The 15,423-nt window shown below is 41.6% G+C and carries 15 protein-coding genes; 4 read left to right on the top strand and 11 right to left on the bottom strand.

The features are described from left to right. Positions 1-141 precede the first annotated feature (141 nt). Both purD and purH read right to left on the bottom strand, forming a co-directional pair. Positions 142-1,434: a phosphoribosylamine--glycine ligase gene (purD, locus tag HQQ94_RS20445; protein WP_173296149.1), complete on the bottom strand. Its 1,293-nt coding sequence runs from the start codon at positions 1,432-1,434 to the stop codon at positions 142-144. 133 nt (positions 1,435-1,567) lie between these two features. Then, a complete protein-coding gene (gene purH, locus HQQ94_RS20440; protein WP_173296148.1) occupies positions 1,568-3,157 on the bottom strand; it encodes a bifunctional phosphoribosylaminoimidazolecarboxamide formyltransferase/IMP cyclohydrolase in 1,590 nt (529 codons plus the stop codon). A 393-nt stretch (positions 3,158-3,550) separates the two neighbouring features. Between purH and zntR the strand changes: the two genes are divergently transcribed. Both zntR and HQQ94_RS20430 read left to right on the top strand, forming a co-directional pair. Then, positions 3,551-4,033, top strand: a complete 483-nt coding sequence (gene zntR / locus HQQ94_RS20435) for a Zn(2+)-responsive transcriptional regulator (RefSeq protein WP_173296147.1) — start codon at positions 3,551-3,553, stop codon at positions 4,031-4,033. Then, positions 4,033-5,250 (top strand): SO_0444 family Cu/Zn efflux transporter, encoded by a 1,218-nt coding sequence (locus HQQ94_RS20430; RefSeq protein WP_173296146.1) that lies wholly within the window; start codon positions 4,033-4,035, stop codon positions 5,248-5,250. Before zntR ends, HQQ94_RS20430 begins: the two co-directional genes overlap by 1 nt. 138 nt (positions 5,251-5,388) lie before the next feature. Here the strand turns inward: HQQ94_RS20430 and mutT are convergent, their stop codons facing one another. From mutT to nadC, 9 genes are all read right to left on the bottom strand, one after another. Next, entirely contained in the window at positions 5,389-5,799 is a 411-nt protein-coding gene (gene mutT / locus HQQ94_RS20425) for an 8-oxo-dGTP diphosphatase MutT (protein ID WP_173296145.1), read from the bottom strand. Between the two features lie 4 nt (positions 5,800-5,803). After that, the gene (gene yacG / locus HQQ94_RS20420) at positions 5,804-6,016 is read right to left on the bottom strand and encodes a DNA gyrase inhibitor YacG (RefSeq protein ID WP_173296144.1); all 213 of its coding nucleotides are present in this window, start codon (positions 6,014-6,016) and stop codon (positions 5,804-5,806) included. A gap of 72 nt (positions 6,017-6,088) precedes the next feature. Continuing rightward, entirely contained in the window at positions 6,089-6,823 is a 735-nt protein-coding gene (zapD, locus tag HQQ94_RS20415) for a cell division protein ZapD (protein ID WP_173296143.1), read from the bottom strand. 19 nt (positions 6,824-6,842) lie between these two features. Continuing rightward, entirely contained in the window at positions 6,843-7,439 is a 597-nt protein-coding gene (coaE, locus tag HQQ94_RS20410; RefSeq protein ID WP_173296142.1) for a dephospho-CoA kinase, read from the bottom strand. 40 nt (positions 7,440-7,479) lie between these two features. Further along, positions 7,480-8,391, bottom strand: a complete 912-nt coding sequence (locus HQQ94_RS20405) for an A24 family peptidase (RefSeq protein ID WP_173296141.1) — start codon at positions 8,389-8,391, stop codon at positions 7,480-7,482. A 40-nt stretch (positions 8,392-8,431) separates the two neighbouring features. Further along, positions 8,432-9,700 carry a type II secretion system F family protein gene (locus HQQ94_RS20400; protein WP_173296140.1) on the bottom strand — a complete coding sequence of 423 codons (1,269 nt, stop codon included), beginning with the start codon at positions 9,698-9,700 and terminating at the stop codon, positions 8,432-8,434. 45 nt (positions 9,701-9,745) lie between these two features. Beyond that, positions 9,746-11,461, bottom strand: coding sequence for a type IV-A pilus assembly ATPase PilB (pilB, locus tag HQQ94_RS20395; RefSeq protein ID WP_173296139.1), 1,716 nt, complete (start codon positions 11,459-11,461; stop codon positions 9,746-9,748). A gap of 96 nt (positions 11,462-11,557) precedes the next feature. Continuing rightward, positions 11,558-11,968, bottom strand: coding sequence for a type IV pilin protein (locus tag HQQ94_RS20390; protein WP_173296138.1), 411 nt, complete (start codon positions 11,966-11,968; stop codon positions 11,558-11,560). A gap of 573 nt (positions 11,969-12,541) precedes the next feature. After that, complete coding sequence (gene nadC / locus HQQ94_RS20385; protein WP_173296137.1) at positions 12,542-13,432, bottom strand: carboxylating nicotinate-nucleotide diphosphorylase; 891 nt, start codon at positions 13,430-13,432, stop codon at positions 12,542-12,544. 286 nt (positions 13,433-13,718) lie between these two features. Here nadC and ampD point away from each other — a divergent pair, with 286 nt between their 5' ends. Next, on the top strand, positions 13,719-14,285 hold the full coding sequence (gene ampD, locus HQQ94_RS20380; RefSeq protein ID WP_173296741.1) for a 1,6-anhydro-N-acetylmuramyl-L-alanine amidase AmpD: 567 nt from the start codon (positions 13,719-13,721) through the stop codon (positions 14,283-14,285). Positions 14,286-14,351: 66 nt separating this feature from the next. Next, positions 14,352-15,203, top strand: a complete 852-nt coding sequence (ampE, locus tag HQQ94_RS20375; RefSeq protein WP_173296136.1) for a beta-lactamase regulator AmpE — start codon at positions 14,352-14,354, stop codon at positions 15,201-15,203. Positions 15,204-15,423: the final 220 nt, after the last annotated feature.

Below are 15,423 nucleotides of genomic sequence, written 5' to 3'. Positions count from 1 at the left end.
GTTACAGTCTAAAAGTATAGGCAACGTATATTTTTTTGCATGTATTTTATTGAGTCGGTATATGATATTGGGTTTCGTATTTAAATTTAGGCATAAAAAAACCGGTCAAGACCGGTTTTTGGGGTAACTTAAAGGATGTCATTAACTTTCTCGTGACATTGCTCTGTAAGCGATATCGGTACGAAAATACACATCATCCCAATGGATTTTATCAACCAGCTCGTAAGCAGACTTTTGTGCTTCTGTCACAGTATTACCAAGGGCTGTAGCACAGAGTACACGACCTCCGTTAGTCACGACTTTACCTTCTTTCATCGTGGTGCCTGCATGGAATACTTTTGCGTTATGATTTCCTAAATCTACCCCCTCTATCACATCGTGCTTGCGATAGGCTTCAGGATACCCTCCTGCGGCTAATACCACTCCGACAGCTGCTCGGCTATCGAATTGCGCTGTGACATTATTGAGTTCACCACGAGTGGCAGCAAGGCACAGCTCTACAATGTCAGATTGAAGTCGCATCATAATGGGCTGCGTTTCGGGATCGCCGAAGCGGCAATTGTATTCCAGCACTTTAGCACTGCCGTCAGGAGCAATCATTAGACCTGCATAGAGAAAACCGGTATAAACATTACCTTCGGCAGCCATTCCATCAACAGTTGGACGGATCACGTTATTGATTGTCCAATCATGTACGGCTTGAGTCACGACGGGGGCTGGTGAGTAGGCGCCCATGCCACCAGTGTTAGGACCATTATCACCATTATCTCGAGCTTTATGATCTTGGCTGGTGGCCATAGCGAGAATATTTTTACCATCTACCATTACGATAAAGCTGGCTTCTTCACCTTTTAGAAACTCTTCGATGACGACACGTGAACCAGCTTCGCCAAATTTATTGCCAGCTAACATGTCTTCCACTGCCGCATCGGCTTGAGCTTGATCTGCTGCGATGATGACACCTTTACCCGCAGCTAAACCATCGGCTTTAATGACAATAGGGAAACCCGTCACCTCAGTCATTTCTATGATGTAGGCTTTAGCAGAGTCAATTTCAGTGAAATTTGAATATGCTGCAGTTGGGATATGATGGCGCGCTAAGAAATCTTTGGTGAAAGCTTTAGATGATTCCAGTTGAGCAGCCCCTTGCGTAGGACCAAAAATGGGTAACCCAGCTTCATGGAAAGCATCGACAACACCGAGGGCTAATGGTACTTCAGGGCCGACGATGGTGATTTCAATGTTAGATTGCTCCGCGAAGGCGACCAGAGAGGTGATATCCTCGACATTAATCGCGATATTTTCCAATTTAGGCTCAAGTTCAGTCCCCGCATTTCCGGGTGCTACAAAGACTTTTTCGACTTTTTCTGATTGTGCTGCTTTCCATGCTAATGCATGTTCACGACCGCCACCACCAATAATAAGTACATTCATAGCTAAATATCTCTCTTTAAAAATGGCAAAACCCTTAATAATATTAAGGGTTAAATGTTGAATTAAACTTTTTCTTATATTTCGGAAATAAGTTTATTGTGTTCTCTTATTACGATCACCGGGAGTACTGGTATTAATGACGGAAATGGCGCATACCAGTAAATACCATGGCCATGCCGTGCTCATCCGCTGCTGCAATGATTTCTTCATCACGAATCGAACCACCAGGCTGAATAATACAGCTAATTCCAGCAGCGGCAGCAGCATCGATACCATCACGGAATGGGAAAAATGCGTCAGATGCCATCACAGAATCTTGCACTTCAAGTCCTTCATCAGTTGCTTTTATGCCGGCAACCTTTGCGCTGTATACTCGACTCATTTGGCCTGCACCAACACCGATAGTCATGCTATTTTTAGCATAAACAATGGCGTTAGATTTAACGAATTTAGCCACTTTCCAACAAAAGATAAGATCTGTCATTTCAGCGGCTGTAGGTTGGCGTTTGGAGACAATAGTTACATCATTGACGTTGACCATACCTTGATCTCTATCTTGAAGTAATAAGCCACCGTTTACACGTTTGTAATCTAGGCTGGTGGTTTTTGTGTTCCACTGCCCACACTCGAGTAAACGCACATTGGCTTTAGTTGCGATAATATCACGAGCGGCTTGGCTTACTTTGGGAGCGATAATCACTTCAACAAACTGACGTTCAACGATTGCACTTGCGGTAGCGGCATCGAGTTCACCATTAAAGGCAATAATACCACCGAAAGCTGATGTTGGGTCTGTTTGGAAAGCACGGTTATAGGCAACAAGAAGGTCCGATCCTGTTGCCACGCCACAAGGATTTGCATGCTTTACGATAACACATGCAGGCTCATTGAATTCTTTAACACACTCGAGAGCAGAGTCTGTATCGGCGATATTATTGTAAGAAAGTGCTTTTCCTTGCAGTTGAACTGCAGTGGCAACAGAAGCTTCATCGAGGTTTGTGTCAATATAAAACGCGGCTGACTGATGGCTGTTTTCACCATAACGTAAGTCTTGCTTTTTGACGAGTTGAGTGTTGTAAGTTCGCGGGAACTGAGAGTTTTCGTGGCACTCATTTTTACTGTGGGCTGGGACTTTAGTACCAAAGTAATTTGCAATCATGCCATCATAGGCCGCTGTGTGTTCAAAAGCTGCAATGGCTAAGTCAAAACGTGTTTCAAGTGTTGTGCTACCTTGATTCGCATTCATCTCTTCGATGACGCGTGCATAATCGTTAACGTTCACTATGATAGTGGTGTCTTTGTGGTTCTTCGCGGTTGAACGAACCATAGTAGGGCCGCCGATGTCGATATTCTCGATGGCATCAGCTAAGGTGCAACCTTCTTTAGCGACGGTTGCTGCAAATGGATATAGATTGACCGCCACTAAGTCGATTGGTTTGATATTGTTTTGTTCCATGACAAGCTCATCGATACCGCGACGTGCTAAAATCCCTCCATGTACTTTAGGGTGAAGAGTCTTAACACGGCCATCCATAATCTCAGGGTGTCCAGTATGATCTGATACTTCAATGACAGGTACACCATTATCCGCTAAAAGGCGTGCGGTACCACCTGTAGAAAGAAGTTCTACGCCTTGAGCATGTAGAGATTTGGCGAACTCAAGGATCCCGGTTTTATCTGAAACACTCAGTAGAGCGCGACGAATGGGTCTGGCATTATTCATTTTGGGTACAGTATCCAGTAGTTATTTTAAGGAGCTTTCGGAAAACAGAGTTATGCAGTATTGGTCATACTAGAATCTGTTTTCCAAAGGTTCCTGATGCTCGCTTTTTGTTCGTGTGACTTTTAAGTTTGGCGCGCGTATTTTAACGCATAATGAATCTTTAGGCTTTTTTTTTATATGTGATATCACAATACGCCTGAGCGAACAAAGACTATATTGTCAGCCTTGCGGCTGGCTTTGGTTGTTTTTCAAGCCATGGTTCAATGTCGTTGATAGAAAAAATGATGGGTCCATATTTATTATGCTTAAAATCCCTTGACCTTAGATTTAACTCTAAGGTTTATACTCTATTATACACAAGACTCATTACGAGCATAGGTAAGGGCTGCATAGATGTATAGAATTGGCGAGCTGGCTAAGCAATCTGAAGTGAAAGCTGACACATTAAGATTTTATGAAAAACATGGTTTGCTGGCACCATCGTCACGTAGCGATGCAGGTTATCGTTTGTATAATGAAAAGGATGCAGAGCGCTTACGTTTTATATTAAGAGCCAAAGCCGTCGGTTTTACCTTGGCTGAAATTGCTGAACTGCTGTCTATTGAGCTGGATAAATCTAATTGGGCTTGCGCTGATGTTAAGGGGCTTGTGGACGTTAAGCTGACGCAAGTGAATGAAAAAATTTCTGAGCTAAATTATTTTAAAATGTCATTGCAACGGCTATCAGATGCATGTTGTGGAGGGCCTGAAAGTGCTGAACATTGCTCCATTTTAGAAGCGTTAGAGTCAAATACAGATAGCATAAAGTGTGAAAATAAGGCGCATCAACATGATGAGCTACAGTATACAAAAAATTGTCAGAGCAAGGGGTCATGATGTTATTTACCAATTTTATAGACTTATTTTTAGATTCAGCGCCTTGGCTGCTGTTAGGGTTAGTCCTAGCGGGCATGTTGAAAATGTTTGTCCCTATGGCTTGGATGGAGAAACAACTGGGTGGCAGTGGTTTTAAGACCATAGTTAAGGCTGCTGTATTAGGTGCACCTTTACCATTATGTTCATGCGGGGTTATTCCTGCAGCGGTTGGCTTAAGGCGTTCAGGCGCTTCAAAAGCTGCGACGACTTCATTTTTGGTATCAACGCCTGAAACAGGAGTCGATTCAGTGACTGTATCTTATGTATTATTGGGTCCATTTATGGCGATTGTGAGGCCTATTGCAGCGGTTGCTAGTGCTATCGTTGCTGGATTATTAGTTGGACGTGATGATCCGGAGGCGCCAATAAAGACAGACTCCAGCCAGCCATCGTCATCATGCTGTAGCAGTAAGAAGATAAAAGCTACAGTTAACACAGCACCTGAGAAAGCAAGTTCTTGTTGTAGCAGCAGTCAGGTTAAAAATGACGTTGTTCAGTCTGCTTCAGATAATCGAACAAAAGATGGGCAAGGCGCTGATGAACATGCTGAAAGTGAATCTTGTTGTGAGTCGACTAAGGATGTTGCGACCGAGTTTAAAGGGACTTCAGTGATAAACCGTATCGGTAAAGGTTTGCATTATGCTGCTACAGATTTGGTTCGAGACACCACGATTTGGTTATTGGTCGGTTTATTTTTTGCGGCTTTGGTGCAGACTTATGTTCCCGCTGATTTCATGGCTAAATGGGGAGACGGGATCTTAGCCATGTTAGTGATGGTGTTGATTTCTATTCCTATGTATATCTGCGCGACTGCATCGACTCCTATTGCAGCAGGGTTATTACTCGCTGGTGTATCGCCAGGTGCTGTATTGGTATTTATGCTGGCTGGTCCTGCTACCAATATTGCAACTTTAGGCGTGGTGGCTAAGGAGCTGGGTAAGCGTGCTCTTTTGGGTTATTTAGGTGGCGTACTGGGGGTGGCATTGGTTTCGGGTGTCTTGGTGAATTATTTAGTCGACACATTTGGTTTTGAAGTGATGCCGCAGATAGGTGAGCAGCATAATCTGTTACCCAGTAGCATAGTATATACATCAGGTGTTGTGCTGATGATATTGATGGGTAAAGTGCTACTTGAAAAGCTTCCGAAAAATTGGTGGCGTAAAGATTGTTGTTCTTAATTCGATGATCAAATTATGATATTAACTACCAGTGGTTAATGACTGGTAGTTAATGACATTAAAATAGAGGACTATATGTTTCGTTAATGATTAAAGCTCATTGATGAAATAGCGCCAGCTTAGTGTTAATGTTGAATGTTAAAATGCATGAACTAAAATTTTCTCAAGGATCGCGTGATTTGCTTCCGGAAACTCATAATTGACTAAATCTGCTTTCGTCACCCAGCGGATCTGCTGATTTTCTAAGCCTGTGGCTTCCCCTTCGAACTGATTAACCAGTTGAATATCAAGTAACACTTGTTTATCAGGGTAATCGTGGCTTATCTCCATAAATGGAGTGCTTGAGGTTAGCGTTAAATTGACCTCTTCTTTTAGTTCTCTTTTAAGTGCTTCAGTAACCGTTTCACCTTGCTCTACTTTGCCGCCAGGAAACTCCCATTTACCACCTTGATGAAGCGTATCAGGACGTTTCGCGAGTAAAATATCTTGGTTGTTATTCATAATAACGCCCACTGCAACATGCACTCTTTTTTTGACTAATTCGGGCATAGGGTTAATCCTCTTTGAAGAAATTACTTTCGTCATAACCTAGATTATCGAGTTCATCAATATCGAATTCAGATTTGACAGGGATAGCATGTTTTTCAGATGCCCAGTCCCCAAGATCAATTAGTTTACAGCGTTCAGAGCAAAAAGGTTTGAATGTCGCTTCGGTATTCCAGAGTACATCTTTCTGGCAGGTTGGGCACTTTACGTGTGTAGGCATGGAAAGCTCAATTAGGTATTTTAGTGTCAGTGTACCACCAAGGGGTTTGAAGAATGACTAATAATATTGGTTTTAAGTGCAGGTGGCTAATTGGAATTGGATTGTTTGATCTGAATGTTTTTGCTGTTCAAATTGAACAAAGTGTATCGCAAAGCGATTTTTGTGGCCACTAATGGTCGGGTAGCAACCTTGTCCTGAATCTATTTTGACACGGACCATTGAGAGCGCTTGATTGCTATTGCCTTGAAAAAAGCCTGCTTGAGCAATTGTGTCATAATATTGAGTTGCTTGCCTTGTTAACTCAAGTAGTATTTTAATCGGAGTTAATAGAGTGTTCAAATCATCGACCCAGAGTAAGTACTCTTGCTGCCGTATATGCCAAGGTTTGGCTAGCCAATAGTGAAGCTGAGGAAGATCGAAATTACAGCATGCTCCTGGCATATTGAATCTTTGTCTTAATGCTGTTAAGAAGCGATCCTGTTTTAGCTTTGCTCCAGGTCGCTCACAAGCTTGAAGCTGTTCTTTGGCTGTGATTAGGCGCGTTAAATAAGCGTCGATTTGTTGTTTGTCTATATGAGGAAGAGTTTGCCAGTGAAAGAGAATTGCTATCTGTTTCTCAAGATCTTGTAAAACTTCACCGCGATAATCACAACGTTCAGTTAATTCACACAGAGAGAAAAGTGGATAGAAACATCTGTGTTGATGATCCTGTTCCACATTGGTTTGTAGCTGCTGAGATAAATAGTCTAAACGAAGAAAGTTTCTGGTTTTCTCATTTAGAGGTTGCTCATAAATCAGTTCTGTCATGATATCAATTAAGCGTTAATTAGGACAATGTTAAATAGTGATTATGCAATGCCATTACTTTGCTTCTCAGTGCTGACTCATCTCCATTATTATCGATAATGTCATCAGCTTTTGATAATTTATCTTTCCTTGAAGCTTGGCTGTCAATAATACTTTGTACTTGGTGTGCAGGTACAGAATCCCTCAATACAGTTCTATTTCGTTGTTGCTCTGGTGAAATATCAACCAAAACTGTTCTGCTCACTAACTTATCTAATCCATTCTCAAATAGCAAGGGAGCGATTAAAATACTATAAGGTGAATGGGTGCTATCGAGTTGTCTGCACATCTCAGTTCTTATTATCGGATGTAATAATGCATTTAACCACTTTAAATTTTCAGGTTCTGAAAAAATACGTTCTCTTAACTTAGCTCTGTTTAAGCTTGCGTCTGGGTTTAGGATCTCGTCTCCGAAGTGTTCAGCGATACGCGCTAAACCTTCAGTGCCAACAGCGACAACTTCACGTGCGACAATATCAGCATCGACGAGATCAATGTCTAACTCGGCGAATATATTTGCAACCGTTGTTTTCCCACTGCCAATTCCACCAGTTAATCCGACTATTATATTTGCCATATTTCGTTTACCTATTAACCGGAAAGTTAGTGATAGTATGCTAAAACATTGAGAGGTACCAAGTATTGATACTGGTGCCCCATATCATGGCTACCCAACCTGCTACTGCTAGATAAGGGCCAAAAGGAATGGGGTTTGAACGGGTTATTTTTTTTGTTAAAATTAGCCCAATGCCCACAATAGCACCGACCAATGATGACAGTAATACGATAATGGGTAATATTTGCCAGCCAAGCCAAGCACCAAAAACGGCTAAAAGTTTAAAATCGCCATGTCCCATTCCTTCTTTACCTGTTAATAATTTAAAGGCCCAAAATACGCTCCATAGACTGATATAGCCTGCGGCTGCGCCAATAACAGCATCCATTGGACTTGAAAATACATGATTTACGTTGATGATTAATCCAAGCCAGAGTAACGGGAGAGTGATTTGATCAGGAAGGAGCATTTCATCAAGATCGATACCAGTCAGTATAATTAAGCCAAATGTCAACGTTGCTGATAAAGCGAATTCAATGGTTGGACCGAAATGGAGTGCAAGAAAGGAAATCACAAGTCCAGACAATAATTCAATGATGGGATATCGTGCTGAAATATGGGTGTGACATGCGGCGCATTTTCCTTTGAGAATGAGCCAACCTAATATAGGGATATTATGCCAAGGTTTAATGTGAGTGTGACATGTAGGGCAGCTAGAGTATGGAATGACGATGTTATACTTTTCTGGATAACCGTCTATTGCTTGCTCTAGTTTTGGCATAATTGGACTAATAATATCTTTATGGTATTCATCTAAATAGTGATTGCACTCTTGTTGCCATTCTCGTTTCATCATGACGGGTAAACGATGGATCACAACATTGAGAAAGCTGCCAATAATGGCTGCAAAGATAAAGCTGATAATGGCAAATAGCCACATGTTATGGCTCATAGTTGAGATAAATTCCGACATGACTTCCTAGTTTCTTCATTGATATGACTGAATCAGTATTCTAACTGATGATCTTACCCATTTGGAAGATAGGCAGATACATGGCGACAATTAATCCACCGACTAAGGTGCCAATGACCACCATCATTATGGGTTCTATTAGACTCGATAGACCGTCGACGGCATCATCGACCTGCATTTCATAAATGTTAGCGACTTTATTCAGCATATTATCGAGAGAGCCAGACTCCTCACCTATCATCACCATCTGGATTAGCATATCGGGGAAGAGGCCAGTTGTTCTCATCGCGACGTTCATCTGCATGCCAGAGGTCACTTCTGATTTAACTTTCAGTAGTGCGTTTCTATAGATAGCGTTACCAGAAGCCCCAGCCGATGACTCTAATCCATCAATAAGAGGTACCCCTGCTGCAAAAGTGGTCGCTAGCGTTCTGGCAAATCTAGCCATGGCAGCTTTATGAAGGATTGGGCCAATTGCGGGTATTTTTAGGACAAATGCATCGACTCTATCTCTAAAGGATTGAGAGTGAAGGTGAGCGCGCCGAAAGAGAAAGACGCTAATAATAATAGCAACAGCAAAAATATACCAAGATGATTGTAAGCCTTCGGAAATATTAATAACAAGCTGTGTAAATGCAGGTAGCTCTGCTCCAAAACCTGCGAATATATCCTGAAATTGAGGAACAACAAAAAGTAATAATAACGTCGTCACACCCACGGCAACAATCACCACAGCAGCTGGATAAAACATGGCTTTTTTAATTTTAGATTTGAGTGCTTCTGCTTTTTCTTTATACATTGCGACACGTTCAAAGACAGCGTCGAGAGAACCAGAATGCTCACCTGCAGCCACCAAATCTACATAGAGATCATCGAAGAATTGTCTATGGGATCGCAGTGCATTTGAGAGTGGAATGCCTGATTCAACTTCACTTAAAATGGTACCTAATAACTCCCGCATTTTATTTTTCTCATGGCCTCGGCCTAACATTTCTATCGTGGTCACCAATGGCACACCTGCTTGGAGCATGGTTGCGATTTGTCGGGTAACCATAGCAATGTCCATTGCTGTGACTTTAGGTTCGCCGAATTTGAGTAATGAGACGGCTTTTTTCTTAACAGACTTAGGGCTGACTCCTTGAGATTTTAATTGATTTTTTATTACCGCAGCATTTTCTCCTCGAAGTTCTCCAGAGGTTTTCTTGCCATCACGGTTGAGTCCTTTCCATTCGAAGGTATAAATTTTAGGTTGGGCTTTAACAGCTGATTTTATTTTTTTTGACTTCTTAGTCGCTATTACCGTGGCCATGCTATTTTCCTTTGTTGCTTCTGTTTAGAGGAAGCTCGATTAGAATTATGTCTCAAAACTGGTGACACGGTTGATCTCAGCAATGCTAGTGACACCTTGGATAACTTTTAGTAAACCAGAGCTGCGCAGATCTTTCATCCCTTGTTCTTTTGCTTGGGTGGCTATTTGTAAAGAGTTGCCTCCTTCCATAATCGTTCTGGCTATTTCATCCGACATTTTCATGACTTCATAGATACCGACGCGTCCTTTATAACCACCAGAGCATAACTCACACCCCATAGGTTTATAGGTGGTGATCCCTTCATCAATATTAACTTGAGAAAATCCGAGCTTTGTTAATTCATGTTTGGGGACATCTTCTGTTTGTTTGCACTCAGGGCAGAGGCGGCGTGCGAGCCGTTGGGCAATGATGAGGTTTACCGAGCTGGCAATGTTATATCCGGGTACTCCCATGTTAATAAGACGAGTGAGTGTTTCTGCAGCTGAATTTGTATGTAGGGTTGATAAGACTAAATGGCCTGTTTGAGCCGCTTTAATGGCGATTTCAGCGGTTTCTAAATCTCTAATTTCACCCACCATGACCACATCAGGATCTTGGCGTAAAAAAGATCTCAGTGCAGCAGGGAATGTCAGTCCTGCTTTCAGGTTGATGTGAACTTGATTGACACCTTCTAGGTTTATTTCTACCGGATCTTCTGCTGTGGATATATTACGTTCTTCGGTATTGAGAATATTGAGCCCAGTATACAAGGACACGGTTTTACCTGACCCCGTGGGGCCCGTCACGAGTATCATGCCTTGGGGTTTGGCGAGCATTTCCTCGTAGAGCTTACGTTGTTCATCTTCGTAGCCTAGTTTTTCGATCCCCAATTGAGCAGATGAGGAGTCGAGAATACGCATCACTATTTTTTCACCCCAAATAGTGGGTAAAGTACTAACACGAAAATCGATAGATTTAGTCCGTGAGAGTTTCATCTTGATGCGGCCGTCTTGAGGGACTCGGCGCTCGGCGATATCTAGTTTAGACATGACTTTTAATCGCGCTGAGATCCGTCCTGATAAGTTAATTGGAGGCTCAGATACCTCGTGTAAGATACCATCGACCCGAAAACGTATGCGATAGCGCTTCTCATAAGGTTCAAAATGAAGATCTGACGCACCTTTACGGATTGCATCGGTCAGAATTTTATTAATATAGATCACTATAGGCGCATCATCACTGCCTTCACCGGCTTGATTATCATCTCGTTTGCTAGTGTCCTCGACCTCGATCCCTGCTAAAGCATTTTCATCTATACCTTCTAAATCGAGTGCTGAAATATCTTCTTCTAGCACCTTTTCTAATGCATGTGTCAGCTTATCATCTTCGACTAAAATGGCTTCAGCATGCATACCTGCACTGAACTGAAAGTCTTCTAAGGCAGTAATATTGGTGGGATCAGAGGTGCCAATGTAAAGTCGAGGGCCGCGTTTAAATAAAGGTAAGCATTTATGTTTCTCGATCAATTTTTTGTTGAGAAAATCTTCAGGAATACTGGCAATATCAAATTCATCTAAATCTAAAAGTGGCGTGCCGTATTCCTCATAGCAGAGTTCGGCAATTTCACGGGCTGAGAGAAGTTTTTCTGAAATGATGGCAGAGACTAGAGGTTGCTTCCCTTGATTAGATTTAGCGATAGCTGATGCTATCTGCTCTTCTGTTAGTAGATTTTGACGAATAAAAAATGTGGATAGACCTAAATGAAGTCCTGCTGTCGGCATTTAATACATCCCGTTTTAGCATTTTATTTAATCTTCGCACCTAAATAATATAGCTGGAATAATCCCAGCTATATTTTTCTAAGTAAATCATTTGATTTATATACCTGCACCATCTTGACATTGAACTGTAGTCGCACCAGATCCAGAAGTCGCAGCGGTGAAGGATACAGCACCAGTAGCCAGTATTGCAGCTGTAACCGCGCAGCTACCTTCATCAAAGGTAATGCTACCACCTACGCCTTCAGCAAATGTCGCGGTTGAACTGAGGGCTGTTACAGTTGTGATATCACTTGCAATTGAGGCGCATGCAACACCTGATTGCACACAAGTCACCGCTTTTGACGTAAATGCACCCAGCCCTTTCATGGCAGCCCCGCCGTGGGCTGAGCCGGTGTAATCTCGATACGCTGGTAGTGCTACCGCGGCGAGAATACCGATGATTGCAACAACAATCATTAATTCAATTAGGGTGAAACCCTTAGTATTATTTAATGTGAAACTTTTCATTTACGCTCTCCGCTGACAAACATCGAATCTTAACGTGTACATATTAGTATAGGACATTTAGCTAGGTTGCTGCCGTGTTAGCAGATTCCCCCCTGAATTCACCTTGACCATGAGCTTGCCAGAGGTGAGTTGGTTACTAAATATATTAATGTGTTTTTTGTTAACGTGTCGTTGTTTTATGGCCATATGCTAAATGTTTATGTTGGTTACACGTGAAGTCGTAACTGCGACTTTTGGCTTTAGTAGTGCGTCATTTTGTTCAGGTAAAGCACCTTGATGTTATTTCCAGCTTTATATTGATAGCGATATTAATATAGAGAGGTTAGGTGCCTACTTAATACGTGCTTAAGAGTAAAATCACCGATATGGCTTTTTTACCTAGATAAAAAGTTAGTACAAGGTTGGCCAGAATGAAATGTTGTCCAACATAAAATATTATTTATGTTGTGTTAATGACTTAATTTTGACGTCGGGGTAGGGTGTTGTATGTTGATAAATACAGATAATAAATAGTGGGCTAAAGGAAGGGTAAGCCTGTGAGTTTTGTTACAGGCTTAGCGATATTCATGAATGTTAACTCTTAAATCGAAGAGATAAGTCTAGTGCTTGAACGTGCTTTGTTAGCGCGCCAACAGAGATATAGTCGACACCTGTCTTTGCAAAGCTGCCAATGGTTTCAAGGGTGACATTTCCGGAGACTTCGAGTTTAGCTTGTTGACTATCAGGTAAACGTTGGTTCAACTCGACCGCTTCAATCATCATAGTGACATCGAAGTTGTCTAGCATGATGATATCTGAGCCCGCTTCTAATGCTTGTTGAAGCTCTAATATGCTCTCCACTTCCACTTCAACTAGTTTGTCTGGGTGTAGCGCTCGCGCTTTGGAAATCGCTTGAGTCATTCCGCCGCAGGCCATAATGTGATTTTCCTTGATAAGGAAAGCATCAAATAGACCGATCCGATGGTTTTTCCCGCCACCACAAGTGACGGCGTATTTTTGGGCACTTCTTAATCCGGGAATTGTTTTTCTTGTATCGAGAAGTGTAGTGTGAGTATGGGCAATCTTGTCGTTGTAGTGTTTAGTGCACGTAGCAACGCCAGACAGAGTTTGTATAAAATTCATTGCTGTGCGCTCACCAGTCAGTATGGTTCGAGCAGGACCTGAAAATTCACAAAGAACCTGATTAGCGACTAATAGATCACCGTCGTCAACATGCCAATGCAAAGCCACATCACCGCCTAGCTGGTTAAACACTTGTTCTGCCCATGCTTTCCCACAAAATACTCCTTCTTCACGGGTGATTAAGCTAGCTTGAGCATATTTATCTGCCGAAATTAATTGTGCGGTAATATCAGCCGATGCTTTATCGAGAGGTTCACCTTTATTTGAAGTGGTGCCATTTTGATAACCTAAGTCTTCCTCAAGTGCGATTTTTACGGCAAGTCTGATGTCATTTTCCAACATGGTTGATATCCTTTAACTACTGCAAATGAACAGATTAAGAGTATGAAAACATCGCTATCAGTTTTAGATTTGACAGCAAAAAAAAATTTATTAGATGATAGCAAATTTGATTTAGAAAGTAGAGTTAGAGGTATAGTAAACATGTCCATGCATTGTTAATGTGTGACGGGCTTTAGGTTTATTTGTGGTTATGATCTAGAGGCTCACCAATGCGCTTCTCAGTTATCATTCTACCTGATAAAGTGTTCATTATTAATGTTAGACATTAGGGGGTTATTTATTGTCTATGAGAGGAGAACTGCCGATTAAATTATATAATGGATGGGTTGATGGTTGTGCTAGAAAGTGTATATCACCTCATTTTAATGCGCGTCCTGACAATGAGGTGAGTTTACTCGTGATCCATAACATTAGCTTACCAGCGGGGTGTTACGGTGGGCCTTATATTGATCAACTGTTTCAGGGGTGTTTGGATATTGAGGCTGATAGAGATTTTGTTGAGCTAAAAGGCTTGGAGGTGTCGGCACATTTTTTGATCCGCAGAAATGGGGAAATTGTACAGTATGTGTCCTGCGAACAACGTGCATGGCATGCGGGAATATCGGAGTATCATGGTCGGCAAGCTTGTAATGATTTCACCATAGGGATTGAAGTGGAAGGCACTGATTTTCAAGATTATACTGGCATTCAGTATCAAGAGCTTACTCGATTGACTCTTGCCTTGTTCGCTACATATCCTATGCTGAATACGGATACAATCGTTGGTCATAGTGATATCGCGCCAGGACGAAAAACGGATCCAGGTGAATGTTTTGATTGGGTGCGTTATAAGACAGGTTTGAGTAAGATGTAGAATCAATAATCTGTAGGTGTTTTTAACGAGTATTTTAGATGGACAATAGAATTTAAGGAATAAATGATGGCACTGTTTTCATTGTTGGTCGCAATTTTGATAGAAAGATTAAAGCTTCTACCCCAATCTTGGCAACTGGATTCAGTACTTGATGTTTACTCAAAATCCTTGTTTGGTAATAAACAACTCACGTCTGATGTGATGATGGTCTTAGCATTGATTTTACCAGCCATCACAGTACAGGTGGCTATGTGGGCTGTCGACGGTTTTTTTTGGGGAGGAGTGAGTCTTATTTTGTGGATAGGGATCTCGATTTTATGTTTTAGCCATCAGAAACAAAGACAATTATTTAAAAGCTATATGCTTGCAGCTTGCCGAGGGGATTCTCAAGCTTGTTATCATTTTGCCGATGAGCTAGACCCTAGTGTGCCATTAGAGGCTATTTCCACAGAAGATTTAGGAACACGAGTTGGTCAAATTGTAGCTTGGTCAAATTATCGTTTTTACGGGGCCGTGGCATTATTTCTTATTATCTTAGGACCCGCGGGTGCCGTTTTTTATTGTACGGTAAGATATTTTAATGATGAAAGTCAAAAGCTTAATTTAGACTTTCCTTTAGTGATTGATGCATTAAAAATACTCGACTGGCTACCGAGCAGAATTTTTGCATTTGGATACGTGCTGAGTGGTCAGTTTTCACATGCTTTTGTGTGTTGGAGGCAGTATGGTTTTTCTATTAGTTGCAGTGCTAGGGATATAGTGATGCAAGTCGCACTAGCTGCTGAACCTCACACTAAGCGTTCATCGGCTCCTATATGCATTCAGGCAACGCTAGCTTTGTTAAAGCTTGGGAAACGTAACTTTCTACTTCTTCTTGTCTGTTTGTCTGTGTTAACGATTTTTGGAGTGGTGACCTAGATCTTTTTTTTAAATAATTGTTATATTTAAATTTTTTTTTGGGGGGTATTAATCTTTTATTCATTTTTTATATGCCTCCGTATCGATATTTCAATTTACCGATAATGGTCTGACCGCTAAGGAATCAATTTTCGGCTATGCTCACACATCATCTATTTGTATGATCTCGAACACAGGCTAGACATTCAAAATGTGATTTGGTAGAGTGCGTCAGTCAATT

This window comes from Shewanella sp. VB17 (assembly GCF_013248905.1).
In the GTDB taxonomy this organism is placed as follows: Bacteria; Pseudomonadota; Gammaproteobacteria; order Enterobacterales; family Shewanellaceae; genus Shewanella.
The sequence above is the reverse complement of the archived record's forward strand: the minus strand, read 5'-3'. Positions and strand labels throughout refer to the sequence as shown.